This is a genomic window from Halosolutus sp. DAT137, from assembly GCF_059736405.1.
Window position 1 is genome coordinate 144,709 of sequence record NZ_JCAQID010000003.1, and the last position, 25,641, is coordinate 170,349.

Consider the following 25,641-nt stretch of genomic DNA (forward strand, 5'->3'; position numbering starts at 1 on the left):
ACCCCATTTCGGCTGGTCCCACGAAATCGAGGTTTCTGTAACTGTTTTGTTGGCCGGAGTCGAACGTCCACCTATGACACGAGAGAACCTCGCCGATGCAGCCGAAACGCTTCGGAAAGCAGCCGACGCGGCCACGGACGACACCCAGGAACGACTCGAGAATCAGGCCGACGCGTTCGAGACGCTCGCGGAGGCCGATCGCGGCCCGGATCATGGCAAACTCGCGCGCCACGAGCACATCCTCACCGATATCGCCGACGACGAAGGCGGTGCGGTCGCAGAGCACGTCGCGGAGGCCCTCGACTCGATCCGGGCCTATCGGGCGACTGTCGAAGGGGTCTGATCCGCCGTCACCTTCTCCGCGGTCCGCGATCGGCGGGCAGTCCCGCCTCGTGAGCGTCGCCGCCCCGGCTACGCCTCGACCAGCGATCGCACTGCGCGTCCGGCAGCGTGCGCGAACACGCTCGCGAGCAACACGATCCCGGCGACGAAGAGGATCAGGAGCAGGGTGTTCGACGGGTCGTCACCGATGACGCCGAAGTGGGACAATCCGACGCCGACGAGGATCGGGCCGACGAACACAGCCGCCGCGACGGTCTGGACGGTACGAACCACCGCGTAGGCGAGGGCGATTCCATCGTCGAAGGTGGGCTTCAGCCCGTTCTGGATACTCGTCCACAGTTCTACTGCGCCGTGGACGAGAAGGAGGAGTCCGAGACCGATCGCGAGCAACAGGCCGCCGTTGACCAGCAGTGTCCCGAACTCGAGAATTCCGCTTCCCCCGTTCGGCTCACCACCCTCGGGTGGTGGTCCGGTCGGCAATGCGGTAATGGACCCAACGAGTACGACCGCGATCGCGGCGAACGCTACCACGAGAGTCAGTAGCGCGAGCAGGGTTTCGACGTGGAGGCCGTACGACAGGAGCCAGTGGCGACTGCGGGCTCGCCAGTCGGGTGGGTCGTTCGACCTCACAGCCTCTGTACTGGAGGGGCGGGGACCGGACTGCATGAGTCCGAGTGGATCAGGGTCGAAAAAGTGTCTTTTGGTGTGAACGTTCTCGATCGTATGACTCTTCGCTCTCCGGTGACGAATCGCGGGTGCGAATTTTCCCTGATCTCAGCAGACCGGTTTCGGATTCGCACCCATCGCCTCCAGATTTTCGACGTACTCGTCGTAGGCGGCCTCGATCGCACCGCTCGCGGCGTCGAGCGCCTGCGCTTCGTCGTCTTCGTCTTCACAGACGGTCTCGAGGAGGGCTTCGCCGCGTTCGAGCTGGTCGTCGAGATCATCACCGAACTCCCGGAAAACGCCGGCCGTCTGCGGGTCGGCGTCGCCGACGAAGTAGCCGACGACCTGGTCTTTCGATCGCTTGCTCGCGAGGATCCGGCCGACGAACGCGCCGACGCGATCGACCGTCGACTCGAGACCGCGCAGGTACTCGTGGAGTGCGGGGACGCGATCGGGTTCGTACTCCTCGTTCCCGAGGTGGTCGAGGACGGTCTCGTAGTGGTCGCGTTCCTCCTCGGCCGTCCGCTCGAAGGCTTCGCGAACCTCGTCGTCGCTCTCGTCGTCCGCCCAGGCGCTGAATGTCTGCCAGGCGGCGTATTCGGCGTCGGCAGTGGCTTCTAACACGGGTTCGGTGTCGATGTCGCCCCCGGTGTCGGCGTAGAGGGACTTCGAGGAGCCAAGGCGCGAGAGGGCTGTCTGGTTGTCTTCGCGGACGGTCTCGACGAACGCTGTGGAATCGGTCATGTCTCCGTGTTGGTCGGGTCGCGAGTTAGACCTGTCGTCACCGAGCGAACGCTGGCGTCGAGCGTCGCTGGTCAGCGGTTCGCTCGGGTATCATTATTATTATCTAACTGGGTGAGAACGGTCGGCTATGGAATCTCCGTCCGACGTGCGGTTGCTCGGTATGTGTCTGTTCGCAGCCGCTGGCGGGTTCGGCCTCTGGCTCGCGTTCATCGAACCCGCAACCGCTGGCTGGATTCTCGTCCTCGCGATCGCGATCCTGGCGATCGAGATGTTCGTCGCTGGCTATCTCACGTCGGCCTGACCCCGTCGCTGTCAGTCGATATCGACCGCGAGGGAAACAAAATGGGGAATCGAAACGAGGTCGGTTATTCGCCGCTGCCTTTCTCTACGGATCGGCTACGCCTCCCCGTTCCGATTCGAGGTTTCCTTCGCTTCGCTTGCTTGCGGGCTGTTGCCCGCTCGCTCGACTCTCGCGTCTGTCGCCCTCGCCTGTTCCGCGGGTCACTCTGTTCCGCGGGTCACTACGAGGCGAACTCCTTCACTTCGTTCAGTCGTCCGCCTCCCCGTTCCGATTCGAAGCCGACTTCTGTCGCTCCACTCAGTCGTCGGCTTCGCCCTTCTCCGCGGTTCCCTTCGGTCACCGCTTCGATTCGAGGTCTCCTTCGCTACGCTCAGTCGCCCTCGCCTGTTCCGCGGGTCACTCCGTTCCCCGCTTCACTACGAGGCGAACTCCTTCACTTCGTTCAGTCGTCCGCCTCGCCCTTCTCCACGGGTCGCTTTGCTCCCCGTTCCGATTCGAAGCCGACTTCTGTCGCTCCGCTCAGTCGTCGGCTTCGCCCTTCTCCGCGGTTCCCTTCGGTCACCGCTTCGATTCGAGGTCTCCTTCGCTACGCTCAGTCGCCCTCGCCCTTCTCAATAGGCGCGTTGACCAAATTACCCCACTCGGTCCAGGAGCCGTCGTAGTTGACGGTGTCCTCGTAGCCGAGCAGTTCGTGAAGCGCGAACCAGGCGACGGACGATCGCTCGCCGATGCGGCAGTAGGCGACGGTCGTCTCGTCGCCGTCGATGTCCTCGTCGGCGTAGAGTTCCTCGAGTTCGTCGCGGGTCTTGAACGTGCCGTCGTCGTTCGTCACGGCGGCCCACGAGATGTTCTTCGCACCGGGGATGTGGCCGCCGCGCTGGGCGGTCTCCTGCAGGCCCGGGGGCGCGAGAATCTCGCCGGAGAACTCCTCGGGCGATCGAACGTCGACGAGGGGAACGCCGCGATCGATCGCGTTCTCGACGTCTTCGCGGTAGGCGCGGATGCTCTCGCGGGGGCCAGCGGCGTCGTACTCGACGGCGGAGAAGTCCGGCTCGTCGTCCGTGGTCGGGTAGTCGTTTTCGAGCCAGTACTCGCGGCCGCCGTCGAGCAGGTAGACCTCGTCGTGGCCGTAGTACTTGAACTGCCAGTAGGTGTAGGCGGCGAACCAGTTGGAGTTGTCGCCGTAGAGAACGACGGTCGAGTCCTCGCTGATCCCGTGGCTACCGAGCAGGTCCTCGAAGTCCTCCTTCGTGAGGATGTCTCGCGTCGTCTGATCCTGCAACTGAGTCTCCCAGTTGAACCCGATCGCGCCGGGGGCGTGGGCTTCCTCGTAGGCTTCCGTGTCGACGTCGACCTCGACCAGTCGGAGGTCGGAGTCGTCGTCCTGGAACTCCTCGAGGCGATCCTCGACCCAGTCAGCCGTTACGAGTACGTCGTTGGCGTAATCTGTTGCCATACACGGGTCCACGGGTGCCACCCGTATAGTGGCTCACCAAGCGGTCAACTTGGTCAGCGTTCGATCGTTCCGGAGATTGTTACCGCAACTCTGATCGGTTGATCGCCGGTCTGTCGCTGTTGCGGACGCCATCGTCCCGGTTCTGGGCCGCTTTTACTGTCTGAGTGCAATCGTGCGTCGGTGGTCGTCGAAAGATGCGGAAAATGTTGCTACGACCTCGGTACGTCGGGGAGACGTGCCGGGACCGCTGCGTTATCCGTGTTCGAGCCGTACCGTACACCCAATGGACGAATCCGTCGTCGTCACTCTCGACTGGCTCGCCGATCGGTTGGACGACCCGGGCATTCGGGTCGTCGACGTCAGAGACGCCTGGGAATACGATGGGATCGGGCACGTTCCCGGGGCCGTCAACGTTCCGTTCGACAGCTACCGCGACGAATCGAGCGGTGATCCGGGAACCCTGCCGGGTGCGGACGCGTTCGCGGAGCTGCTCGGGGCAGCGGGAATCGACCCTGACGACACGATCGTCGCCTACGATGACACGCACGGCGTCTTCGCGGCACGTTTCGTCCTCACCGCTCAGGCGTACGGCCACGAGGACGTGCGACTGCTCGACGGCGACTACAGCGCCTGGAACCGCGAGTACGAGACGACGGGCGAGGCCCCGACGATCGAACCGACCGACTATCGGGCCGAGCCGTTTTCCTTCGCGCAGAGCCCGCTCGTCGATCGCGCTGCGGTCGAAGCGGCGATCGATCTCGACGCCGTGCTGGTCGATACGCGCGAGCGCGACGAGTACGCCGAAGCCCACTTACCCGGCGCGGTTCGCTTCGATTGGCGGGAAGTCGTCGACGACGAAACCCGTCGGCTGAAACCCGAGGCTGAACTGGAGGCGCTGCTGGCCGAACACGGAATCACGCCCGATCGGGAGATCGTCCTCTACTGTAACACGGCCCGGCGGATCAGCCACACGTACGTCGTGTTGCGCGCGCTCGGCTACGAGGACGTGGCCTTCTACGAGGGGAGTCTCACGGAGTGGCTGGCGAACGATGGTGTGGTGGAGACGAGCGAAGTCGACGATTGAACGAAGTGATTGAGTCGGCTTCGTAGTGGAGCGGGGAACGAAGTGACTCGCGAGCAAGGCGAGGCCTCGAAGCGAAGCGGTGAGCCTGAGGCGAACCGCAGAGCAAGGCGAGACCGAGTGAAACGAGGCTTCGACGATCGCTATAGGTCAAAAAATGGGTGATTCCTGTTGGACAACCCATAACCTTTTATACGCGTTCAAACCACATTTTCGTGTAATGACAGAGACAGTATCGCCAACGGTTGACGTCGATCGGAAAATAGAACTGGGCGTGTCCATGCTCTGGATCGTGGGTGCCATGGCAGCAGCCTACTACGCTGGGCAGACTGGAAATACGGCACCATTATTTGCGGCGTCGTTCGGACTGCTGTTCATCGTCTTATTTGTCACGTCCGACCAGTAGACACCGATCGTATCAGTGGCCTCGCGAGAGAGCTACCCAACAGATTTCGACACTGTCATTCGTTCCGACACTGGTCGCCTCAGACGCCGCTCGCGTCCCGCCAGTCCGGCGCGGTCGAAAACTCCCGATCGGCGGCTTCGTCGAACGCTTTCAGTACCACCTCGTTCAGCGCGGGGTGGATGTGAACCGTCTCTGCGACGTCCTCGACGGTGCCCTCACCGCGTTCCATCGCGACGACGACTTCCTGTAGCAGCGTGGAGGCCTCCGGCCCGACGATGTGGCAGCCGAGAATCTCACCATCCGGGCCCGACAGCACCTTGACGAACCCGTCGCCGGCGTCGAGAATGAGTCCTTTTGGGGCGGCGTCGTAGCCGACTGTCGTCGATTCGAACTCCACGCCCGCGTCGTCGAGTTCGCTCTCGGTCTCCCCCACGCTCGCGACCTGCGGAGAGGTGAAAATCGCGTGGGCCATCGTGTCGTAGTCGACCGTCCGATCGGCGTCATTCAGGATATTTCCGGTGACGAGTTCGGCCTCGTAATCGGCGGCGTGTTTGAACGGTTGGGCGGCGAGTACGTCGCCCAGCGCCCAGACGTTGTCGGCGGTCGTCTCGAGCGTCTCGTCGGTTTCGACGTATCCCTTTTCGTCGGTCTCGACGCCTGCAGCGTCGAGGTCGAGCGCGTCGGTGTTCGGCCGCCGCCCGGCCGCGACGAGGAGGTCGTCGCCCTCGAGTTGCAGTTGTTCGTCGTCCCCCGCCTCGACGGTGACGGCGATTCGGTCCCGCTCGGTCTCGACCGCGACCGCTTCGTGGCCGGTGTACACGTCGCAGTACCGGGCGAGTGAGTCCGTCACAACTTCGCTCGCGTCACCGTCTTCGCCCGGAACGAGTCGATCGCTCCGGCCGACGATCGACACGTCTGCGCCCAGCGCGCCGAAGAAGTAGCCCAGTTCGGTCCCGATGTAGCCGCCACCGACGATCACGAGTTCGTCCGGGCGCTCGTCGAGAAAGAGCACGTCGTCGCTCGTGTAGAACGCGACGTCGTCGAGACCGTCGATCGGCGGCGTCGTCGGCCGACTCCCGGCGGCGATGACGACGTGCTCGCCCGCGATCGCTCCGGGGTCGTCCTCGCCCTCGTTCGGATCGATCGCGACGGTTCGATCGTCGACGAACCGGGCCTCGCCGCGGTAGCGGGTGACGTTCGGGGCTTCCTCGAGACTCCGCTCCTGGCGGTCGGCTTTGCCGTAGACCGTCTCGTGAACCGAGTCGGTGATCGCACCGTAGTCGATGTCCTCGAGAGTGGCGTCGATCCCGAACCGATCGGCACGACGGATCTCGTCGACGATGTCGGCGCGGTGGAGAAGCGCCTTCGAGGGGACACAGCCTCGGGTGATACAGGCCCCGCCGAGGGGACCGGGTTCGATGATCGCGGTGTCGAGGCCGCGATCGGCCCCGGCGGTGGCGACCTGGCTGCCTGACCCGCCGCCGATTACGACGATATCGTGTGTCGTCATGGGAGTGGTCGACCACGGTCGCGGTGATAATACGGGGGTGAAAATGGAGCGAGAGTACAAGAAGGGTAGACGGCCGAGTCGGTACTCTTAGCCCAGCAGGTATCGCAGCCACGGATTGGACTGTACGATCTCGGTCTGTTCTAAGCTCCGATCGACGCCGAGGAGGCGACCGGCTCCCCACGCGCCCAGACCGAACAGCAACAGCATGTAGACGAACGAACTGTCGACGAAGTAGCCGTGGCCGACGGGGAAGCCCGCCATCAGTCCGCCCTCCCAGGCTGCCGTCCAGAAGAAGAACATCTGGAGCGCTCCCATCAGGGCGGCGAACCGGAAGAACACCCCGAACAGGAGCGCCAGGCCGATCAGGATCTGTCCGAAGACCACCATGGGATCGACGATCGCCGCGTAGTCGGCAAAAAACAGGAACAGGCCCTGTAATGGGTTCGCCTCTGCGACAGCGTTCTCCAGGAATCCTACCGACGACCAGGCGAGCGGATCACCGATTCCGCCCTCCAGGAGCTTCGAGAGGCCGGCCTGCAGGAACACCCAGGCGATGACGAGGCGCAGTCCGAGCATCGAGTAGGCGAGCCAGGTTTCCGAGTAGTTGAACTGTACCTCTCGTCCGAGCAGTTCGGACGTAAGCGTTCGTTCCGATGGTTGGGTCGACATGATCTATTTGCTAATTCACCTACGTTATACTTAGAACATGTTCGACTTCCCACTGGTCGGGAACTGACTCCTGTGCTCTCGATGTCCGGTGGTTATAGCCAGTCGTCGCCCGAGTCGTTCGCGGTCGCCTCCCTGTACGAATCGACGGCAACGGCGAGGTTCCTGAGGGCGTCGTCTTCCGTCGGCCCCTGACTCGAGACGCCGGTTACCCGGTCTTCGGCGATATGGAGTCCGTTTTCGACCCAGGTGGTGACGTCGGCGTCCTCGAGTGCCTCGTACTCGCCGGCATTGCCGTCTGCGTCGGGACTCATTACCGGCTAGTGGCGTCGGCTAGCTCAAATACCCACCGGCTCGGGAGGTACGCATACGGGTCTGTCTGGGGAACGCTCGATCGCCCACTCGCTCGAACCGGTCGAGCCGAGCTCGACGGCGGGACCCGGTGTCGAGACCGGAACTGTGCGCCGAGAAAAAGCCTTTAACGACCCCGAACCGTAGGTGGGGCAAATGGTACTCGACGATCTTGGGAGTTCTCTGCGGGGCACGCTGGACAAACTCCGCGGAAAGTCACGACTCAGCGAGGAGGACATCGAGGAAATCGTCAAGGAGATCCAGCGCTCCTTGCTCGCCGCCGACGTCGACGTCTCGCTCGTGATGGAACTGTCGGACAACATCAAGGCGCGATCGCTCGAGGAGGAACCGCCGGCCGGGACGCCGGCGCGGGACTTCGTCCTCAGTATCGTCTACGAGGAACTGGTCGATCTCATCGGGGAGTCGACCGAACTGCCACTCGAGGAGCAGACGATCCTCCTGGCCGGCTTGCAGGGGTCGGGGAAGACGACCTCCGCGGCGAAGATGGCGTGGTGGTTCTCGACGAAAGGGCTGCGTCCCGCCGTCATCCAGACTGACACCTTCCGACCTGGTGCCTTCGATCAGGCCAAGGAGATGTGTTCGCGTGCGGAAGTCGACTTCTACGGCAACCCCGACGCCGAGGACCCCGTCGAAATCGCCCGGACCGGACTCGAGGAGACCAGCGAGGCGGACGTCCACATCGTGGACACCGCCGGCCGCCACGCCTTAGAAGACGACCTGATCGACGAGATCGAGCAGATCGAGGGCGTCGTCGACCCCGACACCTCGTTGCTCGTTCTCGACGCCGCGATCGGGCAGGGTGCGAAAGACCAGGCTCAGCAGTTCGACGAATCGATCGGGATCGACGGCGTCGTCATCACGAAACTCGACGGGACGGCGAAAGGTGGTGGGGCGCTCACCGCGGTCGATCAGACGGACTCGTCGATCGCGTTCCTCGGGACCGGCGAGGAGGTCCAGGACGTCGAGCGCTTCGAGCCGGACGGCTTCATCTCGCGGCTGCTCGGCATGGGCGATCTCGGCCAACTCGCAGAGCGCGTCGAGCGCGCCATGCAGCAGACGGAGATCGAAGAAGACGACTGGGACCCCGAGGATATGCTTCAGGGCCAGTTCACCCTGAACGATATGCAAAAGCAGATGGAGGCGATGAACAATATGGGCCCGCTCGATCAGGTGATGGACATGATCCCCGGCTTCGGCGGCGGGATCAAGGACCAGCTGCCCGACGACGCGATGGACGTCACCCAGGAGCGGATGCGATCGTTCAGCGTCATCATGGATTCGATGACCGACGCCGAAAAGGAGTACCCGAAGGCGATCGGCGCGAATCAGGTCGAGCGCATCGCCCGCGGGTCGGGCACGAGCGAGGATCAGGTCCGGGAACTGCTCCAGCAGTACAAGATGATGGAGAAGACGATCAAGCAGTTCCAGGGGATGGGCTCCGAACAGGAGATGCAGCGCATGATGAAACAGATGCAACAGCAGGGCGGCGGTGGCGGCATGGGCGGTATGGGTCCGTTCTGAGCGCCTGCGATCGGGTCGTTTCTCCCGCTGTCTGATTACTGAATCACATAAATCGGGACTATAGTAACAACTGAAACTGTTTACACACTGATCGCACAGCCGTCGTGCGATCAGGTGTGCACTGACTTTCAGTGGCTACTATAGATCGTCACATGAACCTGGACCAGATCGATCGCTGTTCGACGTCGCGCAGAATCGAACGCATCTCCTCGAGATCGGTCTGATCATCGCGCGTCGACTCGACCTGCGATCGGTGTGGTGGTCCGCGTTCACGATCGGTCTCCGCGACAGATTCTAACTCGAGTTCTTCGACCATCTCCGGCGACGCGATCGACGCGATCAGCGAGAGAATCGACCTGTTCACGCCGTTCATAGCTCGCCGCATCCGCCGGAGGTCCGCAAGCTGTTGTCTGGTCGCCGCCGAAAGATCGGCCTCGGTGACGGTGGTTCCCGGCTCGACGTCGAGGTCCGAGGGATCGATCACGATGTGGACGTTTCCGGCGTCGTCGAAGTGAATCCGCTCCCTGTGCTGGCGCAGCCGGTTGATCCGATCGATGGTGTCGTACAGCTCGAACAGCGACCGACGGATATCGGGCGAGAGCCGGAGGAACATCCCGGAGTGTTTCAGCTGCTCGAAGGCGGCAGTCGAGAGGGAACTGGGAAAGGAGACGACGTATCGAATTTCGAGTTTCGTTCCGGGCGGAATTTCGATCGGCAGGTCGATCTGCTGGCGCCGTAGGTCGCCGGCGAGGAGTTCCGAGAGGTCTCGAATCCGCGCTGCGTTCTGCTCGAGTTCGGCTTGCATCGCCCGGATGGACTGGATCTCTTGCCACTGGTTTCGCAAGTAGAACGTGAGAAAGACGGCGATCAGCGCAGTGACGACGCCGGCGAGAATCGACACGATCGCACCTGTCTCCACCATATCGCGTCAATCGAGACCGACGTACAAAGGCTTCGAGCCCGCGAGGCGTGTCGTTCGCTGGCAGCAGGTACATACCGCTTGCACGACTCTCACCCACATGGTCACGGAACGATATCGCTTCGAGTGTCGCGACGTTGCCGATTGCGACGTGATCGTCTACAGCGAGTTCGAGGAGTCGATCTACGAAGCCGCACGATCTCACCTGAAAGACGTTCACGGTCGAGACGTCTCCGACGAAGACGTCGCGCCGTATATCGAGAAACTCTGAGCGTTCTCTCGAACACATCAGAAAAACAAACGTTCATTCTGCCACTACGTTCAAGCCACTCTACTCGTATGGTCCGGTATGGACAGACGGCAGTATCTCGCAGGTACCGGATGTCTCGCGGTTGCCGCCGCCGCGGGCTGTCTGGGCAGTGGTGACGACGAGACCGATCGCGTCCCGGACGATCGAACCGGCGAGCGCGCCCTCGCCCGATCGGTGGGCAACCTGAACCGGGCCGCACTCGCACTCGACGACGCCGACGGTCTCGAGAACCCCGAATCGGCCGCGTTCGACGCCGCCGAACCGACCGACCTGATCGCGACAGCACTCGAGTATCTGGACTCCGCCGAGGCGGAGTTTGACGCCGACCGCGAGTCGGATATCGAGGCGCTCCGGACCTACGCGGGCGTTCTCGAGAACCTGGTCGCGGTGACCGAAACGGTTACCGACGACACGCTCGCGGCCGACATCGAGCAGGTCACCGCGGTGATCGAGGACGACGGCCCGATCGACGACGCCAACGAGACGATCGACGCCCGTAACGAAACCCTGGGCGCGGCCCGCGATCGGCTCGACGACGCCGGAGCGGATCTCGCGGCGGTCGACGCCGATCGACTCGCGGACCTGTCGGTGGTCGACCTCGAGGCGATCGAAGACGGACTCGTGGCGCTCGATGAGGTGCTCGATTCGATGATTGCGCTCGGGACGGGATACGACGCGACGCTCGACGGCTACGAGTTCCTGGAAGACGGTGAGAAAGCGACGGCGGACGGCGATCACGCGCAGGCGAAGACGGCGTTCGAGGCGGCCGAATCGTCGTTCGAGACCGCGACGGCGACCGTCACCGACGGGCGCGAGACGGCCCCGGACGGGCTGGTGTCGTACGTCGAGACCGCGACGTGTCAGAACGAGTCGCTGGCGACGGCTGCCGGCCACTTCGCGGCGGCCGCGGCGGCGACGGATGGTGGCGACCTGCTAACCGCGGAGCGCCGACGCGAGGATGGCGAAGCCGCACTCGAAGACGCCAGCAACTGTTCGTAACCCGCTCACGCCGTCGTCGCGTCCCCCTCGAGTGCCGGTTCCGGGGGCAGTTCGTCGACGAGCACGACGGCGTCGCCCTCAAGCACGACCGTTTCGTCCGCGTCGCGGACGATCGTTTCGATTCGATACCTGTTGCCGCCTAACGCCTCGACGACCTCGCAGACGGCCGTCGCTCGATCGCCGATCGGGAGCGGTGCCAGAAAGCTGCTCTCCTGTGAGAGGTAGATCGTCAGGCCGGGGAGCCGTGCGAGCGCCGCGCTGATCAGCCCGTTCGCGAGGACGCCGTGGACGATTCGGTTTCCGAATCGCGTCTCGGCGGCGTACGCGTCGTCGAGGTGGAGACGGTTCGTGTCGCCGGTTGCGTCGGCAAACGCCTCCACGTCGTGGGTCGTGATCGCCTTCTCGAACCGTGCGACGTCGCCGACGGAAACGATCGATTCGTCGTCACCCCGGTACTGGAAGGACCAATCGTCGCGCTCGTACTGGGTATCAGCCCGGACCCGCCGCCGGGGCTTCTGGGCCGCGCCGCCGTGCGTCCGGTGTGCCAGATGTGGGACGTAGTAGGTAAGTTCCGTCGTCGTGAGTATACCGACGAGATCGCCGTTACCAGCCGTCTCGGCTTCGCTATCGGCCACTTCCCCAGTCTCGTTGGAATCGTCATCCGCGCGGCCGTCTGTCACGGGGAGGTGTTCGATATCGCTCGATCGCAGCCGCGAGACGGCCTCGACGATCGACGTGTCGGGATCGATCGTCACGAGCGGCGAGGACATCACCTCGCCCAGTTCGGCGGCACCGAGGCGCTCGCGCTCACAGAGGTGGGTCGCGAAGTCGCCTTCGGTGACGATCCCCACCGGTGTCCCGTTTCGCGTGACGACGACGGAACTGACCTCCTCGTCGCGCAGCAGCGTCGCCGCGTGCGTGACGCTGGACCCGACCGGTGCCGTGACGACGTCGGGAACCATGATCTCGGAGACGGCGATCGTGTCGTGCATACTACCGGAAGTACGCCGTCACGTGCCATGAGTTCCGGGGCTGCACTGGACGAGCGACCGGTTTCGATCGAGGCAACGGCGGTGTTGTGCGTCTCAGTCTTCGATCGGCCGGCCGTCTTCTGTCGGGGGCGCGATGGCGTCGACGTACTCCTCGGCGGTTGGCTCGTCGACCCGGATTCGGACGCTGATCTCGCCGAGTTCGTCGGGTTCGCCCACCGAGAAGTTGACGCGGTTCTCGAAGGCCGCCTGCTTTTTCAGGGCGAACGCGATCGTATTCCCCTCGCGATTGCCGAAGAACTCCCCGCGGGCGGTATCGAGAATTTCCTGGCGGTGTAACAGCTCCGAAAAGTGATCGAGCGAGTGGGCTTCGCCTCGAATCTCGCCGTGGCTCTCCGCGAGGTCGGCGGTCGGGAAGATGTTGGTGATTGCGTCTGCGACGCGACTCGTGACCTCGGTGTCGTAAACCGGGGCCGTGATCTCGATGTCGACGCGGTAAATCTCGCTCATGGCTGGTGTCCCTCGGTTTCGACGCCATCCCGAATGATGGTTCGGATTCGGTCGTGAAACGCCGCGAGAGTGTCCGCGTTCTCGACGACCACGTCGGCGCGGGCCATCGCGTCGTCCATCCCGAACCCGCGTTCGCGCTCGTCGCGAGCGGCGAGGGCCTCTCCGCCGTCGTCCTCGCTTACGTCTCGCCCGCGGGCGTCGATGCGCTCGGCGCGAACCTCGAAGGGTGCCTCGATGCTGATCAGCGTGAAATCCTCCTCGAAGCGCTCCTCGAAGACGTCGACCTCGACGGCCGATCGAATGCCGTCGACCAGCACCGTCTCGTGGGTTTCGAGGCGCTCTTCGATCAGCGGGAGCGATCGCTCGGCGATCGCGGCCGGTCCGTTCTCCTCGCGCAGCGCCTGTGCGACCGTTCCGTGATCTTTCGACGGATCGAGCCCGCGGTCGGCCGTCTCCTGGCGGACGACGTCGCCCATCGTCACCACCGGAATCCCTGCCTCGCGTGCGACGGTCGCGGCCTCGCCCTTTCCGCTGCCGGGAAGCCCGACCGTTCCGATGACGTGCATCGATCGGTGATACAGGCGAGGTCCGCATAAGGGCTGTGTTCGCCGTCCGGCGAGTGTGCGTTCTCCTCCGCGTGAGCGCGTTCACCTCCGCGTGAGCGTCTGTCTCTCGAACGAGGGTCCGGCGGTAGCGGAGACGGCGCGTCGACCGTCGGTCAGTTGCTTTTTATCACGTCGAGACGTACGCTAGCACACATCGTGAAGTCCGTCTCGAACGGCGACGAACGGGTCGTGGGGTCGCGACTGCAACTCGACATCTGGCATCCGGACTGCTGGACGCTGGAGGTCACCGACAGCGCGCCGGGCGGATTGCTCGGCCACGGCGTCTACACGATCGACGGGAACGCGACGGGGCGGTTCACTGCGTACAGTCGATCGACCGACGAACTGGCGGCGCTCGTGGATGCTATCCGTGCGTCGCCGTTGACCGACGCCGTCTGGGAGGCCGACCAGCATTACGCCACGACCGCCGGCACGCCGGATCCCGAGAACGTCACGACCGGGCTCGTCGTCCAGTACGAACTCACCAACAGCATCAACGACGCGCTCGTCTCGCGGGGATTCATCCCAGACGAACCCGTCCGGATGGCCGACGGCCGCGAGTACTGGACGGTCGTTATCCACGAGGACCGGGAGACGATCGGCGATCGACTCGACGAAATCCGCGACGAGAAATCGGCGGAGGTTCGGGTCGAGTCGATGCGATCGCTCCACTGCGGGCTGACGAACGGCGTGTTCCGAACCGACTGTCTGTCCGAACGCCAGCGGGAAGTGTTCGAACTGGCGCGCACCAGACACTACTACAGCTGGCCCCGCGAGGTGACGGCCGCCGACCTCGCCGACGAACTCGACATTTCGGAGGCGACGCTGCTCGAACATCTCCGCAAAGCCGAATCGAAACTCCTCGATCCCGACGCGGAGTGAGCGAGAGTCGCCCTCGTCCGCCCGAGCGGGGACCACGCCCGAGTGCGGCCGGTTTCGGTGCACCCGAGCGCTGACCATCCCTGTGTACCTAGGGTGGGTGTTGATCCGACTGCAGATCTTGCTACCAACAGTCATGGGTACAGATACCACGAAGTCGGATCGTAGTCTCGCCCGCGATATCGGTCCCTTCGGCGCGATCGCGACCGTCGTCGCCGGGACGCTCGGAGCTGGACTGTTCGTCACGCTCGGGACGGCCAGTTCGACGACCGGCCCGAGCGTCATCCTGATTATCGCGCTCTCCGGGATAATCGCGATGGCGATCGCGATCAACTACAGCTGGCTCGCGACGATCTTCCCCGCGGCCGGATCGACGTACTCGTACATCACTCGGGTGTTTCGCAACCGTCTCGCCGGGTTCGTCGCGACGTGGTCGCTCTGGCTGGGATATATGGCGGCCGTCTCCGTGCTCGCACTCGGGTTCGGCAGCTACCTGCAGGTGTTCTACCCCAGCGTCGACCCGCGGTGGGCCGGGATCGCCCTGATCACCGTCCTGTTCGTCGTGAACATGCTCGGCGCTCGCCGGTACAGCATCTCACAGAACGCCATCTTCATCCTGCTGATCGTCTCGATTCTGGTGCTCGTCATCCCGGGAACGTTCACCGTCGAGGCCGGCAACTACACGCCGTTTTTCACCGGCGGCTTCGACGGCGCACTCGCCGCCGCCGTCCCGCTGTTCTACGCCTACATCGGGATCGCCGTCGCGGGTGAGATCGGGGCCGAGGTGAAGAACCCCTCGAGAAACCTGCCCCTCGCGATGGCCGGCGGGACGCTCATCCTCATCGCGCTGTACATGTGGACCGCCGCGGTCATCTACGGCGTCGTCGGAGATTACACCATCCTCGCGGCCTCCGATCGGCCGCTCTCGACTGCCGCCGAGACGTTCCTGCCGGTGAACGCGACGGCCGTCGTCGGGATCGGCGGTTTGCTCGCAACCGCCTCGAGCGTCCACGCGGTGATGGCCGCGGGCATCAAGCTTCCGTACTGCTGGGCCTGGGACGAGGTGTTCTCGACGCGCTTTTCGGAGGTCAACGAGCGCTGGCGGACGCCCCACTGGTCCCTGTTCACGTTGTTTGCGGTCTCGGTCGGTCTGACCTTCTGGACAGGCGGGCTGGATCAGGTCATCGCGATCGCGACGTTCAGCTACCTGATCGCCTACGGGGCGACGTCGTTTACCGCGATGTATCTCTACCTCGAACGGCCGGAACTGCGCGAGAAGGCAGCCTTCGACCCTGGGAGGTGGATCTTCGTCCCGGGCGTGCTCGGACTTGCCGGCTGCGTCCTCCTGCTCTCTCAGGCCTACCAGGGGTCGATGACGATCTACGTCCCGTGGCTCGCGATCGGCCTCGCCGTCTTCGGCGTCTACTGGTATCTGGGCAAGCAATCCGATACGGACGTTGACGCGATTCTCGATACGCTTCCCGGCGTTCCGACCGACGAATACAGCCCCGAACTCGTCGACGAACCGACGGTGGCCGACGACGGGACGCCCGCGGACGACTGACGGAAACGACCGAACACGCATCCCATGAACGAACACTCTCAGACGCTGGCGGACGACATCGATCACGACGAGACGATCGCGTTACTGCAGGATCTCGTCCGGATACGGAGCCCGTACTTCGAGGAGGCGGACATCATCGAGTTCGTCTTCGGGTGGCTCGACGACGCGGCCCTCGATCCCGAGTACCACCCGGTGAGCGAACCCGAGATAACGGGGTACGAGGGGAACAACGTCCTCGCGCGGATCGAGGGTACCGACCCCGACGCGCCGACGCTGCTGTTGAACGCCCACGTCGACACGGTCCAGTTGGTCGAGGAGTGGGACGAGGATCCGCTCTCCGGCCGGATCGAGGACGGGAAGTGCTACGGACAGGGTGCCTGCGACATGAAAGGCGGGCTCGCGGCGGTGCTCGTCGCGTTCCGGGCGCTCGCCGACGCCGACCTGCGGGGTGACGTGATCCTCTCGGCGGTCGTCGACGAGGAAGGTCCCTACGGGCTGGGCGCGGATCAGCTGATTCGGGACGGCATCACCGACGAGTGCGACGCCGCGATCGTCACCGAGCCTGGCCCAATCCTCGCCCAGTCGGACATCGAGAATCCGGCGCTGATACTCGGCGCACGCGGGCGCTTCCTCTACGATATCACGGTTCGGGGACACGCAGCCCACGGCTCACAGCCCGAGAAGGGACAGAACGCGGTCGTCGACGCCGGCGAACTGGCCGGCGCGCTCGCGGCGATGGACGTCGGCTCGCATCCGAAACTCGGTGACGGATCGGTCTGTCCGCTCTCGATCGGGGGCGGCGGCGAAACCCTCTCGGTCCCCGAGCACTGTCGTCTGCTGGTCGATCGCCACGTCGTGATCGGCGAGGACGCCGACTCGGTGCTGGCAGACGCCGAGCGCGTCGTTTCCGACCTCGACCTCGGCTCCGACGTCGACGTCGGCTTTCGCGAGGCACCCGCGCCGGACGTTCGCTACGGGCCGTACGTCACCGACGCGGACCACCCGTTAGTCCGATCGCTGCAAACGGCCACCGAATCGGTGACGGGCCAGTCCCCCACGATCGGCTACTTCTCGAGCGTCGGCGACTTCAACTACTTCGGCCACCGTGCGGGCCTTCCGACGGTCATCGTCGGGCCCGACGGCGAGAACATCCACGGCGCGGGTGAGTTCGTCTACACCGACGAGGTCGTCGACATCGCGCGGATACTCGTCGACACGGCGATCGAATACGCGGAGTAGCGATTTCCGCTTCGGTCTCGGTTCGCGGTACGTCGCGACGGCGTCCGACGACAGTGTTTCGTCCAGACCGTGCGATCGACGGCGTTATTCTCGGTTCGGCCCTCTCTTCGGCCATGACACAGCGATCGCTGCTCGTGCGTGCGATCTGGTTCGTCTTCGTCGGCTGGTGGCTCACCCCGATCGTCGTCAACCTCGCGTGGGCGCTGAACGTGACCGTGATCCTCGCCCCGATCGGGATCAAACTCATCAACCTCGTCCCGACGGTGTTGACGTTACAGGAGCCGCGATCGTTCACCAACCCGGCGGTAGCCCGCGGCCAGCACTCGCTGCTCGTGCGGGCGGTGTATTTCGTGTTCGTGGGCTGGTGGCTGAGTTTCCTCTGGGCGAACTTAGCCGCGTTGCTCGCGATCACGATCGTCGGCCTGCCGATCGCGATCTGGCTGGCAAACCGCCTGCCGTTCGTGACCTCGCTGTATCGCTTCCACGGCTAGGCCGGGTGAAATCCCCACTGCTTATAGCGTTCGATCGTCGAGTCGTATCCGAGGGCACGTAGCTCAGTCCGGAAAGAGCGTCGGACTTCTAATCCGACGGTCGTGGGTTCAAATCCCATCGTGCCCGTTACTTCCCGGCGAACGACAGTGAGCCGTGGGTAACGAGTCCACGTGGGATTCGAACTACGCGAGACGAGCGCCAGCGAGTCTCGCAGTCGAGTTCAAATCCCATCGTGCCCGCTATTTTGCGACGAACAGATGTGAGGAGCGAACAGCGATGCACACGCGGTTTGAACTGGACGGCGACGATCGATCGGAGACCGTGCGGTACTCGACGCCGGCCAGCTCGAGCGCGTCGAAGAGATGGGCGTCGGCACGCGGTGGTTGATCGCAAACGATGGGCGATAGTCGTGTCCGCTGATCGACCCGCCCGAGAAGGCGTTCGCGACGAGTGCATTCAGTGCCGTGAACTTCCGATCACCGAACTCGATGTCGAGCCATCCGTAGTCGCGGGCGGCTTCGATCGCCCGTACCGCGTCCGGTTCCCCGCCCCTATCGACCCAGGTCTGCAGTCGACTCCGCGGGAGGTCGAGCGCCGAGGCCGTCGCGGCGGACTTGCAGTCGTTTCGGCGGGCGTACTCGATCGCGTCTCGATACTGTTCGACGGCTTCCCAGGCGTCGGCGTAACTCCCCCGTCGAAAGTGCGCGTGAGGTCGCGCCCGGTGACGAGTGTATCGTCGCGGCTCATATCCCGTGGTGAAACTGGGGGACCATAACAGTTAATGCCACGGTCACGCGGATCTGAAATCGACAGACGGCGTAGCTTCAAGGGGGTGCTGTAACCGTTCTATTCCTGCCTGATTATCAGATCTGAAACACTCATCAACTCGAGAGAGGGTCACGATCCCCTACCTATATATGCACCTGGCCAGGTTGTTGCTATCACACCGATTCACGGCGAAAAGGATGGTACGGCGCTGTGGTGGGGCTGCGTTCCCAATCCCCCTAAGCGCAACAGACTGGTAGTGTGCCAGTGCTGTTAATCCTTCCGACCGTCCACGGTGTGTGACTAACCAATGTTAGAACAATACGGCAAGAAGCTGATCGGTAATGAAGACGAACGGGCGGTAAGCCCAGTCATCGGAGTCATCCTGATGGTCGCGATCACTGTGATTCTCGCGGCCGTGATCGCAGCGTTCGTGCTCGATCTTGGTGATAGTGTGGGCGAAGAAGCGCAATCGGGAGTGTCGATGAGTTGGGATAACTCCAGTGGAGAGATGTCGATCGGGGTTACGTCTGAAGGGAATGCTGACGACTGGGATATCGGAGGGGATGTCTCTGGTTTCAGTGGTGAGACTAATATGAACGGCGCAGGTGACACAAGAACGTTAACCTGTAGTGACGGACTTAACAATGGTGAAACTGGGACAGTTACTGTTACAGCTACAATCAACGAAACTGATATTACTACTACAGTAAATAGCGAAGACTACAACTGCACATAATAAGGTTTGAATCATGGATTTAGAAAAACACGGAAAACTGTTAGTCGGATCAGAAGAAGAACGAGCAGTTTCTCCAGTTATTGGTGTTATCCTGATGGTTGCTATTACGGTTATACTTGCAGCCGTAATTGCAGCATTCGTGCTTGATCTTGGTGACAGTGTGGGCCAAGAAGCACAGTCGGGGGCTGCCATGTCTTGGGATAATGCATCGCAACAACTAAGCATCGAATTAACATCTGAAGGGAATGCAGCTTCTTGGGAGATTCGTGGCGATGTCTATAATGGAGTTAATGAAATAAATAGCAATTATCCTGAATTGGATGGTGCAGGCAGTACACAGACGCTGAAATGTAACGATAGTGACAATCCTAGTCTAAATACCAGTGACAGTGGTGCTGTAACGGTCGTTGCTTCCATCGAGGGTGATGACAGTTGGACTACTGTTGCCAGCGAAGATTGGGACTGTCAATAAAATAAACCCGCTACACGTATGATTTTTCAGCAGAATCGTGCGGCCAACCCAGTCATCGGAATCGTCCTCCTGATCGGGGTCACAGTCATCCTGTCGGCGTCGATCGGGACGTTCCTCATCGGACTGGGGTCTGACGTGAGTGGGGGCTCACAGGCGGCAGTCGAGACGAGTTCCGTCGTCACCGACGACGACGGGTTCGTTACGATCACTGCGATTTCGATGCAGCGCGCCGATCGGATTTCTGTCGAAGCCACGTCGATCGATCCGATCGACGGCCTCGACGACGGCGACGGGAACGCTGCGACGGTCGTTCTCGAAGAGATGTACAGCGAGTGCGAGGCGGTGACGTTCCAACAGCACAGCGGTACTACCGGCACGGTCGTCGTCGAGATCGTCGCCGTTGCTCATACCGACGCGGACGGCACCGACAGTTCGCGCATCCTCACCACCGAGGTGACGATATGATCGGGGTGCTCGATGCGTACCTGCCCGATCGCGTGACGAAAACGACGCTGTATCACGTCGCGCGGGCGCTCTTTCGCGTCTACGTCGCGAGTCTGTTTCTCGTCGGCGCGTACAGCCTGTTCTGGCTGGCCGAACTCGCGGGGTTCATTCCCGAGGCGTGGCTCTCGGCAATCTGGATTGGGATTGCTTCGATGGGGGCCGTGTTCCTCGTCTTGCTCGTTCCGCTGTTCTACACCACGCGATCGACGAAGCGGTGACGCCGGGTTACCGATTCCGAAAAGGGGTGTCGCTACTGGTCCGAGTCGTCGGCTTCTAACTCGCTCGCGTCGAGTTCGCCGGCGAGTACGAACAGGCGCGCGATCGGGAGGCCCGAGGTGAGAGCGATGAACGGTAACGCCGCGGGCGGTACTTCTCAGTCCTCCTCATCCGATGTGGAGTTTTGTGGAGCAAATCGGCCAGACTCGGAAGGATCGAAATCTCGACCAAAAACGGTGTTGAGTGCCATCTTTGCACCGAGGTACGATCCCGCAACGACAATCACGAACGCAACGACGAGGCTGATTGCGAATTCGACGATCATAGGCCACAATTGTAACACCGTACGAAAAAAGATCGGGCGCTCAACCCACACGGGGACTGAGCAAAACACTCGCGAGGTTCGGACCGACGGCGGAACTGACTCGAGCGAGCGGTGCATCCCGGTCACGATCGACGGCGGGCGAGTACCGGCCATGCAGATCGATCGGTTCGACGGCGACGTAATCGTACACGTCGGCGTCAAATCTGCGGTCAGCGACGGATTCGACTTCACCGGAATCTGGCAGTGCAAGCGCGTCACGGTTTCGATCGACGGTCGGGAGTTCGCCGCAACCGTCGCCGCGTGCAGCGTCGAGCACGGCATCGCGGCGATTCAGCTGACCAACTGCGAATCGTTCGGGTCGGACGGTGCTGACGGTGGCGGCGAGCGAGGTGTTTGCAATGTCTAACGCCGATCGCGACCGGCGGGCCGACGCGATCGAACGCCAGGCCGACGCGCTCGAGGCGATCGCCACCGAACTGCGCTACCAGAACGCGGTCCTGGTCGAGACGGTCGACGCGACCGACGAGCTGGCCGCGCGCGTCGACGACCACTATTTCCGAGATTACGAACCGCGCGACCGATCGGGCACCGCGCTGCAGACGGCGATTGCCGATCGGCTGTTCGAACGCGACGATCGCGAGGATGGGCTTATCGGCGGGCTCGATCGCGCCGAGAACTGGCAGGGCGGTGATCGTGATGAGTGATCGGCTCGAACCACTTCCGCCGCGAGAAGCGATCGAGATGTACCATCACGCCATGCGTGACGAGCACGCCGAGGCAACCCGCCGGAGTGCGAAACACCGGCTACTCTCGTTCGCACAGTTCTGTGACGAACACGAGATAGACAACCTGAACGATGTCTCCGGGCGGGACCTCTACAGTACCGTATCTGGCGACGAGAGGGGCAGGGAGAGGACCGCGATCCGGTCAAATTGGTCACGCTGAAAGGCCAACTCGCAACCCCCTCTCCGGTTGATAGCACACCAATCCATACTCGAACGCGAATCCCGATCGAATCCCACCTGACCGGTACATTAATATCGCTTGGGAGAAATAACTGAACTGTCGGCAGAGCCGGACACCGGCTTCATACGGGGGTATTAGGGGGGCACAGTCGACATCGCCAATCCCCGTGGCCGACCGCGTACACCCACCGTTTTCACCCGGGCTCCCGATCGAGTACCGACCGGTTTCTCGGACCGTCTCACAGGGACTCGATCGTCCGGCAGCCGGCTACCGTTTTCGCCCGTGGAGGCCGGTAACTTATGCGTCTCAACGCCGTACTGCCGACCAATGGCTGTAGACGATGCGGGGAGACGGCGGTTCCTGACCGGTGTCGCCGCAACGGTCGGCGTCACCGCCGCAGCCGGCTGTCTGGGCACGACGAGCGACGATGACGACGAGGCGGACGAGCCGGTCGTCGACGCCGCGGTGACGACCGAGACGAACACCGATCCCGAGGCGTGGGCCGACGTGGAGACGATCCTATTCGACGGCTGGGTCGGCGGCTGGGTCGGCGTCGAACCGGAGCCGATCGATCGCGTCGAGAACCCGACGCTGGTGCTCGTCGAGGGTCGGGAGTACGAGGTTACCTGGGAGAACATGGACGGCGTCCACCACAATTTCGCCTTCTGGGACGAGAATCACGACGTGGTCGCGGAGTACTCGACGCCGGGCAACGAGGTGGAAGGGATGCTCGAGTCCCTGCGGTTCGAGGCGACACCGGAAATGGCGACCTACCGCTGTGAGTACCAGCAGGCGAGACAGCGCGGAGAGGTCATCGTCGTCGATTCGGTCTAACCGGCGGGGGATCGCGATCTGTGCGCGATCCGTAACCGACCGCGAGATGGGTCCGACTGGACGGTCACCGAACGACCGTTACCGGAACGGGCGATCGCCGGACGATCTGTTCTGCGACGCTGCCGAGCAAGACGCGGGAGACGCCCGATCGTCCGTGGTTACCGACGATGATCTGATCGATGCCGTGTTCTTCGGCGTACTTGACGACCTCGCGAGCGGGTTTGCCGACGGTGACTTCCGTCCGGAACTCGACGTCTTCGGCTCCGGTGAGGTCCGTAATTTCTTCGAGCATCGTCGTCGACGCCGCCTTCTTCCGGTCCGCGAAGACGTCTTTGAGCAGTTCGATTCCCGCGCCGGTGGAGCCGTCGGCCGCTTCGACGACCCGAAGGAGGACAATCTCCTCGTCGGCGTGTTCCCTGAACGCGCGTTCTGCTGCCTTCTGTGCGGGTTCCGAGCCGTCGTACGCGACGAGTACTGACATACTGTCGGCTACGAATCGGAGGGGCCTGAATCTTCCTACCGTCCGATCAATAGCAGCCGGATTCCCAACCCAGGAGCCGTCCAAACACTCCGAACTTTTTCCGCTCGGGGTCGCTTCGCTCACCCTCGCCCAAAAACTTCGATGAAAACGGCCGCGACTCATACCGTTCGTCGCGGGGACTACGCTTCGAACCCGAACGTTCCGTCCCGCTGAACCACTTCGCCGTCGATCTCGATGAACGAGTCTTCGCTCATGTCCACGATCATGTCCACGTGGACTGCCGATTCGTTGGCCTCGTTACCCTCGCCAACGGTGTCGTCGTAGGCTCGCCCAACGGCCATGTGGACCGTGTCGCCCATCTTCTCGTCGAACAGCATATTGTACGTGAACCGATCGATATCGCGGTTCATGCCGATGCCGAGTTCACCGAGTCGGCGGGACCCCTCGTCCGTGTTTAGGACCTCCGTCAGCACGTCCTCGTTTTTCGCGGCGGCGTGGTCGACGACCTCGCCACCCTCGAACTCGAGGTAGACGTCCGTAATCTCTCGGCCCTGGTGGTACAGCGGCATGTCGAACAGGACCTCGCCCTCGACGCTGTCGGGGACGGGCGCGGTAAAGACCTCGCCGCCGGGGAGGTTGTGCTCGCCGTGATCGTTGAGCGTCGGGTTCCCTGCGATCGACATCGTTACGTCCGTGGTCTCGCCGCTTTTGATTCGGATCTCGTCGGCGGGGTCCATGAGGTCGACCATGTGTTCCTGGTGGGCGCGCTGGGTCTCCCAGTCTTTGTTGACGGCGTCCCAGACGAAATTCTCGTAGCCCTCGGTGCTCATTTCGGCCAGCTGAGCGTTTGCGGGCGCGGGGAACTGCGTGAGACACCAGCGCGTCGAGAGTCGTTCCTCGAGGATGGGCTGGTGGGCCTGGTTGTACGCCGCGCTCACCGCTGGTTCGATGTCGCTGGTCTGGGTGACGTTGTCGGTCGCCCGGATGGCGATGTAAACGTCCGTGTGCTCGATGAGCGCGAGTTCGTGCTCGGGCGTCTCGAAGTCGGGATCGTCGGCCGCAGCGCGCAGGTACGCCCGGCGCTGTCGGTTCCCGGTTCGCTGGGTCATCGTGATCGGGTTCGCGCCCCGATCGCCGATCACTTCGTGGAGGGCGACAACGAGGTCCTCAGCAACCGGATGGGCGTCGACGATAACGTTGTCTCCCTCCTGGAGATCGACCGAATGATTCGCGATGATCTCGGCGTGTTCGCGGATGCGCGGGTCCATGCCCCACACCTATCCCGCCGGGCGGGATACGATTTTCGAATCGAAAAGCTACGATCGCTTACCGGCGGTGACGCGAGTCGATCACTCGCCGTTCGCCAGAAATACGCCGAGGTAGATCGACGCGAGCGCGCAGGCGACGCCGACACCGAAGGCGATCGTAAACGGCGAATCGAGTGCGATTTCGCCGCCGTCGTCGAGCACCCAGCCGCTGAAGCCGACGAGGAGCAACGCCACCGCGCCGAGACGCAAGACGGTGATGGCCTGCTGGGCGCGTCCCCCCGTCGTCGCGTCCGTCGGTCGATCCTCGCTCATACCGGCTCGTTTCGACCCCAGCCTCATCACTCGATCGACCGACGGTCGTCGCCTATTTGATCGCTGGTCTGGTATCCCGACACATGATCGATCTCCGATCGGATACCGTCACGACACCAGACGAGGCGATGCGCGAGGCCGCCCGGACGGCCGCAGTCGGTGACGACGTCTACGGCGAGGACCCGACAGTGAACGACCTCGAAACTCGCGCGGCCGAAGTCGTCGACGCGGAAGCCGCCCTCTACGTCCCGACCGGGACGATGGGCAACCAGATCGCGGCCCGCGTCCACACCGAACGGGGCCAGGAGGTCATCGCCGATCGCGAGAGCCACGTCGTCCGGTACGAACTCGGCGGTTTCGCCCAGCACGCCGCCTTGCAGGTGCGAATGGTCGACGCCGAGCGCGGCGTCCCGACACCCGAGCAGGTCGAGGCGGCCTGCGTCACGGAAGACCTCCACCGTCCCGGAACCGGCCTCCTCTGTCTCGAGAACACGCACAACGCTCGTGGCGGACTCGCGATCGAACCGGGAGCGATCGCCGCCGCCGCGGGGGCCGCCCGCGACAACGATGTGGCGGTCCATCTCGACGGGGCGCGCGTGTTCAACGCAGCGACGGCCCTCGACGTCCCGGTGACCGCGATCACCGATCCGGTCGACTCCGTCATGTTCTGTCTCTCGAAGGGGCTTGGCGCGCCAGTCGGTTCCGTGCTCGCAGGTCCCGCTGCGTTCGTCGAGGAGGCCCGCCGGGTGCGGAAACTCCTCGGGGGCGGGATGCGACAGGCCGGCATCGTCGCTGCACCCGGGATCGAAGCCCTCGGAAACGTCGACGACCTCGCGATCGACCACGAGCGCACCCGGAGACTCGCTGATGGGGTCTCCGCGATCGATGGGATTACAGTTCGAGAACCCGAGACGAATATCCTCCTCGCGGACGTTTCTGGCACCGGTCTCGAGACGGCGACGGTCGTCGATCGACTCGGTGAGCGCGACGTGCTGGCGAACGCGTTAGACGAGCGCCGAATCCGGTTCTGTACGCACCGGAACCTCGCGGCTGGGCAGGTCGATCGAGCGATCGAGCGGATCGAGGCCGCCGTCGCCTGACCGTCTCCGCGGGACACCGAAACCCGACCGGATACGGCGGTTTCCCGACCTGATGCGATGGTTTCCCGACCGGATACGGCGGTTCGAT

At 63.2% G+C, this 25,641-nt stretch carries 34 protein-coding genes and 1 tRNA gene; 21 read left to right on the forward strand and 14 right to left on the reverse strand.

Annotated elements, in window-relative coordinates:
• The first annotated feature begins 73 nt into the window (after window positions 1-73).
• Window positions 74-343 (forward strand): DUF7553 family protein, encoded by a 270-nt coding sequence (locus AC6I6L_RS08075; RefSeq protein WP_497917232.1) that lies wholly within the window; start codon window positions 74-76, stop codon window positions 341-343.
• A gap of 68 nt (window positions 344-411) precedes the next feature.
• On the opposite strand, the gene AC6I6L_RS08080 is transcribed toward AC6I6L_RS08075, so the two are convergent.
• On the reverse strand, window positions 412-972 hold the full coding sequence (locus AC6I6L_RS08080) for a hypothetical protein (RefSeq protein ID WP_497917233.1): 561 nt from the start codon (window positions 970-972) through the stop codon (window positions 412-414).
• A 144-nt stretch (window positions 973-1,116) separates the two neighbouring features.
• Complete coding sequence (locus AC6I6L_RS08085) at window positions 1,117-1,752, reverse strand: rubrerythrin family protein (protein ID WP_497917234.1); 636 nt, start codon at window positions 1,750-1,752, stop codon at window positions 1,117-1,119.
• Between the two features lie 127 nt (window positions 1,753-1,879).
• On the opposite strand from AC6I6L_RS08085, the gene AC6I6L_RS08090 reads away from it, so the two are divergent.
• The gene (locus AC6I6L_RS08090; protein WP_497917235.1) at window positions 1,880-2,053 is read left to right on the forward strand and encodes a hypothetical protein; all 174 of its coding nucleotides are present in this window, start codon (window positions 1,880-1,882) and stop codon (window positions 2,051-2,053) included.
• Window positions 2,054-2,645: 592 nt separating this feature from the next.
• On the opposite strand, the gene AC6I6L_RS08095 is transcribed toward AC6I6L_RS08090, so the two are convergent.
• Window positions 2,646-3,509, reverse strand: a complete 864-nt coding sequence (locus AC6I6L_RS08095) for a sulfurtransferase (RefSeq protein WP_497917236.1) — start codon at window positions 3,507-3,509, stop codon at window positions 2,646-2,648.
• A 283-nt stretch (window positions 3,510-3,792) separates the two neighbouring features.
• On the opposite strand from AC6I6L_RS08095, the gene AC6I6L_RS08100 reads away from it, so the two are divergent.
• On the forward strand, window positions 3,793-4,593 hold the full coding sequence (locus AC6I6L_RS08100; RefSeq protein ID WP_497917237.1) for a sulfurtransferase: 801 nt from the start codon (window positions 3,793-3,795) through the stop codon (window positions 4,591-4,593).
• 217 nt (window positions 4,594-4,810) lie between these two features.
• Complete coding sequence (locus tag AC6I6L_RS08105) at window positions 4,811-4,996, forward strand: hypothetical protein (RefSeq protein ID WP_497917238.1); 186 nt, start codon at window positions 4,811-4,813, stop codon at window positions 4,994-4,996.
• Window positions 4,997-5,075: 79 nt separating this feature from the next.
• Here the strand turns inward: AC6I6L_RS08105 and AC6I6L_RS08110 are convergent, their stop codons facing one another.
• From AC6I6L_RS08110 to AC6I6L_RS08120, 3 genes are all read right to left on the reverse strand, one after another.
• Window positions 5,076-6,506: a dihydrolipoyl dehydrogenase gene (locus tag AC6I6L_RS08110; protein ID WP_497917239.1), complete on the reverse strand. Its 1,431-nt coding sequence runs from the start codon at window positions 6,504-6,506 to the stop codon at window positions 5,076-5,078.
• Between the two features lie 87 nt (window positions 6,507-6,593).
• Window positions 6,594-7,175, reverse strand: a complete 582-nt coding sequence (locus tag AC6I6L_RS08115) for a DoxX family protein (RefSeq protein ID WP_497917240.1) — start codon at window positions 7,173-7,175, stop codon at window positions 6,594-6,596.
• Between the two features lie 92 nt (window positions 7,176-7,267).
• Window positions 7,268-7,486, reverse strand: coding sequence for a type II toxin-antitoxin system HicB family antitoxin (locus AC6I6L_RS08120; protein ID WP_497917241.1), 219 nt, complete (start codon window positions 7,484-7,486; stop codon window positions 7,268-7,270).
• A gap of 193 nt (window positions 7,487-7,679) precedes the next feature.
• Between AC6I6L_RS08120 and AC6I6L_RS08125 the strand changes: the two genes are divergently transcribed.
• Window positions 7,680-9,065, forward strand: a complete 1,386-nt coding sequence (locus tag AC6I6L_RS08125) for a signal recognition particle protein Srp54 (RefSeq protein WP_497917242.1) — start codon at window positions 7,680-7,682, stop codon at window positions 9,063-9,065.
• A gap of 148 nt (window positions 9,066-9,213) precedes the next feature.
• Here AC6I6L_RS08125 and AC6I6L_RS08130 read toward each other — a convergent pair whose 3' ends face one another.
• Entirely contained in the window at window positions 9,214-9,987 is a 774-nt protein-coding gene (locus tag AC6I6L_RS08130; protein WP_497917243.1) for a hypothetical protein, read from the reverse strand.
• Window positions 9,988-10,084: 97 nt separating this feature from the next.
• On the opposite strand from AC6I6L_RS08130, the gene AC6I6L_RS08135 reads away from it, so the two are divergent.
• Both AC6I6L_RS08135 and AC6I6L_RS08140 read left to right on the forward strand, forming a co-directional pair.
• Window positions 10,085-10,255 carry a DUF1059 domain-containing protein gene (locus AC6I6L_RS08135; protein ID WP_497917244.1) on the forward strand — a complete coding sequence of 57 codons (171 nt, stop codon included), beginning with the start codon at window positions 10,085-10,087 and terminating at the stop codon, window positions 10,253-10,255.
• Between the two features lie 78 nt (window positions 10,256-10,333).
• Complete coding sequence (locus AC6I6L_RS08140) at window positions 10,334-11,293, forward strand: hypothetical protein (RefSeq protein ID WP_497917245.1); 960 nt, start codon at window positions 10,334-10,336, stop codon at window positions 11,291-11,293.
• A gap of 5 nt (window positions 11,294-11,298) precedes the next feature.
• Here the strand turns inward: AC6I6L_RS08140 and AC6I6L_RS08145 are convergent, their stop codons facing one another.
• From AC6I6L_RS08145 to AC6I6L_RS08155, 3 genes are all read right to left on the reverse strand, one after another.
• On the reverse strand, window positions 11,299-12,285 hold the full coding sequence (locus tag AC6I6L_RS08145) for a CBS domain-containing protein (RefSeq protein ID WP_497917246.1): 987 nt from the start codon (window positions 12,283-12,285) through the stop codon (window positions 11,299-11,301).
• A gap of 93 nt (window positions 12,286-12,378) precedes the next feature.
• Window positions 12,379-12,792 carry an RNA-binding domain-containing protein gene (locus AC6I6L_RS08150; protein ID WP_497917247.1) on the reverse strand — a complete coding sequence of 138 codons (414 nt, stop codon included), beginning with the start codon at window positions 12,790-12,792 and terminating at the stop codon, window positions 12,379-12,381.
• A complete protein-coding gene (locus AC6I6L_RS08155; RefSeq protein WP_497917248.1) occupies window positions 12,789-13,358 on the reverse strand; it encodes an AAA family ATPase in 570 nt (189 codons plus the stop codon). The genes AC6I6L_RS08150 and AC6I6L_RS08155 overlap by 4 nt, the downstream gene beginning before the upstream one ends.
• 195 nt (window positions 13,359-13,553) lie before the next feature.
• Here AC6I6L_RS08155 and AC6I6L_RS08160 point away from each other — a divergent pair, with 195 nt between their 5' ends.
• The 9 genes from AC6I6L_RS08160 (at window position 13,554) to AC6I6L_RS08200 (ending at window position 20,269) form a co-directional block, all read left to right on the forward strand.
• Window positions 13,554-14,279: a helix-turn-helix domain-containing protein gene (locus AC6I6L_RS08160; protein ID WP_497917249.1), complete on the forward strand. Its 726-nt coding sequence runs from the start codon at window positions 13,554-13,556 to the stop codon at window positions 14,277-14,279.
• A gap of 133 nt (window positions 14,280-14,412) precedes the next feature.
• Window positions 14,413-15,840: an APC family permease gene (locus AC6I6L_RS08165; protein ID WP_497917250.1), complete on the forward strand. Its 1,428-nt coding sequence runs from the start codon at window positions 14,413-14,415 to the stop codon at window positions 15,838-15,840.
• A gap of 24 nt (window positions 15,841-15,864) precedes the next feature.
• A complete protein-coding gene (locus AC6I6L_RS08170) occupies window positions 15,865-17,079 on the forward strand; it encodes a M20 family metallopeptidase (protein ID WP_497917251.1) in 1,215 nt (404 codons plus the stop codon).
• A gap of 113 nt (window positions 17,080-17,192) precedes the next feature.
• Complete coding sequence (locus AC6I6L_RS08175) at window positions 17,193-17,570, forward strand: YccF domain-containing protein (RefSeq protein WP_497917252.1); 378 nt, start codon at window positions 17,193-17,195, stop codon at window positions 17,568-17,570.
• A gap of 52 nt (window positions 17,571-17,622) precedes the next feature.
• A tRNA-Arg gene (locus AC6I6L_RS08180) sits at window positions 17,623-17,697 on the forward strand.
• 949 nt (window positions 17,698-18,646) lie between these two features.
• Complete coding sequence (locus tag AC6I6L_RS08185) at window positions 18,647-19,075, forward strand: type IV pilin domain-containing protein (RefSeq protein WP_497917253.1); 429 nt, start codon at window positions 18,647-18,649, stop codon at window positions 19,073-19,075.
• A gap of 13 nt (window positions 19,076-19,088) precedes the next feature.
• Entirely contained in the window at window positions 19,089-19,547 is a 459-nt protein-coding gene (locus tag AC6I6L_RS08190; RefSeq protein ID WP_497917254.1) for a type IV pilin domain-containing protein, read from the forward strand.
• A gap of 18 nt (window positions 19,548-19,565) precedes the next feature.
• Window positions 19,566-20,012 carry a type IV pilin domain-containing protein gene (locus AC6I6L_RS08195; protein ID WP_497917255.1) on the forward strand — a complete coding sequence of 149 codons (447 nt, stop codon included), beginning with the start codon at window positions 19,566-19,568 and terminating at the stop codon, window positions 20,010-20,012.
• The gene (locus AC6I6L_RS08200) at window positions 20,009-20,269 is read left to right on the forward strand and encodes a hypothetical protein (protein ID WP_497917256.1); all 261 of its coding nucleotides are present in this window, start codon (window positions 20,009-20,011) and stop codon (window positions 20,267-20,269) included. Before AC6I6L_RS08195 ends, AC6I6L_RS08200 begins: the two co-directional genes overlap by 4 nt.
• A gap of 155 nt (window positions 20,270-20,424) precedes the next feature.
• Here the strand turns inward: AC6I6L_RS08200 and AC6I6L_RS08205 are convergent, their stop codons facing one another.
• Window positions 20,425-20,592 carry a hypothetical protein gene (locus AC6I6L_RS08205; RefSeq protein WP_497917257.1) on the reverse strand — a complete coding sequence of 56 codons (168 nt, stop codon included), beginning with the start codon at window positions 20,590-20,592 and terminating at the stop codon, window positions 20,425-20,427.
• Between the two features lie 151 nt (window positions 20,593-20,743).
• On the opposite strand from AC6I6L_RS08205, the gene AC6I6L_RS08210 reads away from it, so the two are divergent.
• The 4 genes from AC6I6L_RS08210 to AC6I6L_RS08225 all read left to right on the forward strand — a co-directional run bounded on the left by AC6I6L_RS08210 (window position 20,744) and on the right by AC6I6L_RS08225 (window position 22,392).
• Window positions 20,744-20,998: a hypothetical protein gene (locus tag AC6I6L_RS08210; protein WP_497917258.1), complete on the forward strand. Its 255-nt coding sequence runs from the start codon at window positions 20,744-20,746 to the stop codon at window positions 20,996-20,998.
• On the forward strand, window positions 20,991-21,296 hold the full coding sequence (locus tag AC6I6L_RS08215) for a hypothetical protein (protein ID WP_497917259.1): 306 nt from the start codon (window positions 20,991-20,993) through the stop codon (window positions 21,294-21,296). Before AC6I6L_RS08210 ends, AC6I6L_RS08215 begins: the two co-directional genes overlap by 8 nt.
• Window positions 21,289-21,537 carry a hypothetical protein gene (locus AC6I6L_RS08220; RefSeq protein ID WP_497917260.1) on the forward strand — a complete coding sequence of 83 codons (249 nt, stop codon included), beginning with the start codon at window positions 21,289-21,291 and terminating at the stop codon, window positions 21,535-21,537. Before AC6I6L_RS08215 ends, AC6I6L_RS08220 begins: the two co-directional genes overlap by 8 nt.
• A gap of 348 nt (window positions 21,538-21,885) precedes the next feature.
• A complete protein-coding gene (locus AC6I6L_RS08225; RefSeq protein ID WP_497917261.1) occupies window positions 21,886-22,392 on the forward strand; it encodes a hypothetical protein in 507 nt (168 codons plus the stop codon).
• 64 nt (window positions 22,393-22,456) lie between these two features.
• Here the strand turns inward: AC6I6L_RS08225 and AC6I6L_RS08230 are convergent, their stop codons facing one another.
• The 3 genes from AC6I6L_RS08230 to AC6I6L_RS08240 form a co-directional block, all read right to left on the reverse strand.
• The gene (locus AC6I6L_RS08230; protein WP_497917262.1) at window positions 22,457-22,873 is read right to left on the reverse strand and encodes a universal stress protein; all 417 of its coding nucleotides are present in this window, start codon (window positions 22,871-22,873) and stop codon (window positions 22,457-22,459) included.
• 179 nt (window positions 22,874-23,052) lie between these two features.
• Window positions 23,053-24,141 (reverse strand): aminopeptidase, encoded by a 1,089-nt coding sequence (locus AC6I6L_RS08235; protein ID WP_497917263.1) that lies wholly within the window; start codon window positions 24,139-24,141, stop codon window positions 23,053-23,055.
• An 81-nt stretch (window positions 24,142-24,222) separates the two neighbouring features.
• Window positions 24,223-24,453: a hypothetical protein gene (locus AC6I6L_RS08240; protein WP_497917264.1), complete on the reverse strand. Its 231-nt coding sequence runs from the start codon at window positions 24,451-24,453 to the stop codon at window positions 24,223-24,225.
• Between the two features lie 83 nt (window positions 24,454-24,536).
• Here AC6I6L_RS08240 and AC6I6L_RS08245 point away from each other — a divergent pair, with 83 nt between their 5' ends.
• Entirely contained in the window at window positions 24,537-25,553 is a 1,017-nt protein-coding gene (locus AC6I6L_RS08245) for a threonine aldolase family protein (protein ID WP_497917265.1), read from the forward strand.
• Window positions 25,554-25,641: the final 88 nt, after the last annotated feature.

Excerpts from the sequence above, each read along its gene's own strand:
- AC6I6L_RS08075 (WP_497917232.1), top strand. The coding sequence starts at position 74 with ATGACACGAGAGAACCTCGCCGATGCAGCCGAAACGCTTCGGAAAGCA.
- AC6I6L_RS08085 (WP_497917234.1), bottom strand. The coding sequence starts at position 1,752 with ATGACCGATTCCACAGCGTTCGTCGAGACCGTCCGCGAAGACAACCAG.
- AC6I6L_RS08090 (WP_497917235.1), top strand. The coding sequence starts at position 1,880 with ATGGAATCTCCGTCCGACGTGCGGTTGCTCGGTATGTGTCTGTTCGCA.
- AC6I6L_RS08095 (WP_497917236.1), bottom strand. The coding sequence starts at position 3,509 with ATGGCAACAGATTACGCCAACGACGTACTCGTAACGGCTGACTGGGTC.
- AC6I6L_RS08100 (WP_497917237.1), top strand. The coding sequence starts at position 3,793 with ATGGACGAATCCGTCGTCGTCACTCTCGACTGGCTCGCCGATCGGTTG.
- AC6I6L_RS08105 (WP_497917238.1), top strand. The coding sequence starts at position 4,811 with ATGACAGAGACAGTATCGCCAACGGTTGACGTCGATCGGAAAATAGAA.
- AC6I6L_RS08110 (WP_497917239.1), bottom strand. The coding sequence starts at position 6,506 with ATGACGACACACGATATCGTCGTAATCGGCGGCGGGTCAGGCAGCCAG.
- AC6I6L_RS08115 (WP_497917240.1), bottom strand. The coding sequence starts at position 7,175 with ATGTCGACCCAACCATCGGAACGAACGCTTACGTCCGAACTGCTCGGA.
- AC6I6L_RS08120 (WP_497917241.1), bottom strand. The coding sequence starts at position 7,486 with ATGAGTCCCGACGCAGACGGCAATGCCGGCGAGTACGAGGCACTCGAG.
- AC6I6L_RS08125 (WP_497917242.1), top strand. The coding sequence starts at position 7,680 with ATGGTACTCGACGATCTTGGGAGTTCTCTGCGGGGCACGCTGGACAAA.
- AC6I6L_RS08130 (WP_497917243.1), bottom strand. The coding sequence starts at position 9,987 with ATGGTGGAGACAGGTGCGATCGTGTCGATTCTCGCCGGCGTCGTCACT.
- AC6I6L_RS08135 (WP_497917244.1), top strand. The coding sequence starts at position 10,085 with ATGGTCACGGAACGATATCGCTTCGAGTGTCGCGACGTTGCCGATTGC.
- AC6I6L_RS08140 (WP_497917245.1), top strand. The coding sequence starts at position 10,334 with ATGGACAGACGGCAGTATCTCGCAGGTACCGGATGTCTCGCGGTTGCC.
- AC6I6L_RS08145 (WP_497917246.1), bottom strand. The coding sequence starts at position 12,285 with ATGCACGACACGATCGCCGTCTCCGAGATCATGGTTCCCGACGTCGTC.
- AC6I6L_RS08150 (WP_497917247.1), bottom strand. The coding sequence starts at position 12,792 with ATGAGCGAGATTTACCGCGTCGACATCGAGATCACGGCCCCGGTTTAC.
- AC6I6L_RS08155 (WP_497917248.1), bottom strand. The coding sequence starts at position 13,358 with ATGCACGTCATCGGAACGGTCGGGCTTCCCGGCAGCGGAAAGGGCGAG.
- AC6I6L_RS08165 (WP_497917250.1), top strand. The coding sequence starts at position 14,413 with ATGGGTACAGATACCACGAAGTCGGATCGTAGTCTCGCCCGCGATATC.
- AC6I6L_RS08170 (WP_497917251.1), top strand. The coding sequence starts at position 15,865 with ATGAACGAACACTCTCAGACGCTGGCGGACGACATCGATCACGACGAG.
- AC6I6L_RS08175 (WP_497917252.1), top strand. The coding sequence starts at position 17,193 with ATGACACAGCGATCGCTGCTCGTGCGTGCGATCTGGTTCGTCTTCGTC.
- AC6I6L_RS08185 (WP_497917253.1), top strand. The coding sequence starts at position 18,647 with ATGTTAGAACAATACGGCAAGAAGCTGATCGGTAATGAAGACGAACGG.
- AC6I6L_RS08190 (WP_497917254.1), top strand. The coding sequence starts at position 19,089 with ATGGATTTAGAAAAACACGGAAAACTGTTAGTCGGATCAGAAGAAGAA.
- AC6I6L_RS08195 (WP_497917255.1), top strand. The coding sequence starts at position 19,566 with ATGATTTTTCAGCAGAATCGTGCGGCCAACCCAGTCATCGGAATCGTC.
- AC6I6L_RS08200 (WP_497917256.1), top strand. The coding sequence starts at position 20,009 with ATGATCGGGGTGCTCGATGCGTACCTGCCCGATCGCGTGACGAAAACG.
- AC6I6L_RS08205 (WP_497917257.1), bottom strand. The coding sequence starts at position 20,592 with ATGATCGTCGAATTCGCAATCAGCCTCGTCGTTGCGTTCGTGATTGTC.
- AC6I6L_RS08210 (WP_497917258.1), top strand. The coding sequence starts at position 20,744 with ATGCAGATCGATCGGTTCGACGGCGACGTAATCGTACACGTCGGCGTC.
- AC6I6L_RS08215 (WP_497917259.1), top strand. The coding sequence starts at position 20,991 with ATGTCTAACGCCGATCGCGACCGGCGGGCCGACGCGATCGAACGCCAG.
- AC6I6L_RS08220 (WP_497917260.1), top strand. The coding sequence starts at position 21,289 with ATGAGTGATCGGCTCGAACCACTTCCGCCGCGAGAAGCGATCGAGATG.
- AC6I6L_RS08225 (WP_497917261.1), top strand. The coding sequence starts at position 21,886 with ATGGCTGTAGACGATGCGGGGAGACGGCGGTTCCTGACCGGTGTCGCC.
- AC6I6L_RS08230 (WP_497917262.1), bottom strand. The coding sequence starts at position 22,873 with ATGTCAGTACTCGTCGCGTACGACGGCTCGGAACCCGCACAGAAGGCA.
- AC6I6L_RS08235 (WP_497917263.1), bottom strand. The coding sequence starts at position 24,141 with ATGGACCCGCGCATCCGCGAACACGCCGAGATCATCGCGAATCATTCG.
- AC6I6L_RS08240 (WP_497917264.1), bottom strand. The coding sequence starts at position 24,453 with ATGAGCGAGGATCGACCGACGGACGCGACGACGGGGGGACGCGCCCAG.
- AC6I6L_RS08245 (WP_497917265.1), top strand. The coding sequence starts at position 24,537 with ATGATCGATCTCCGATCGGATACCGTCACGACACCAGACGAGGCGATG.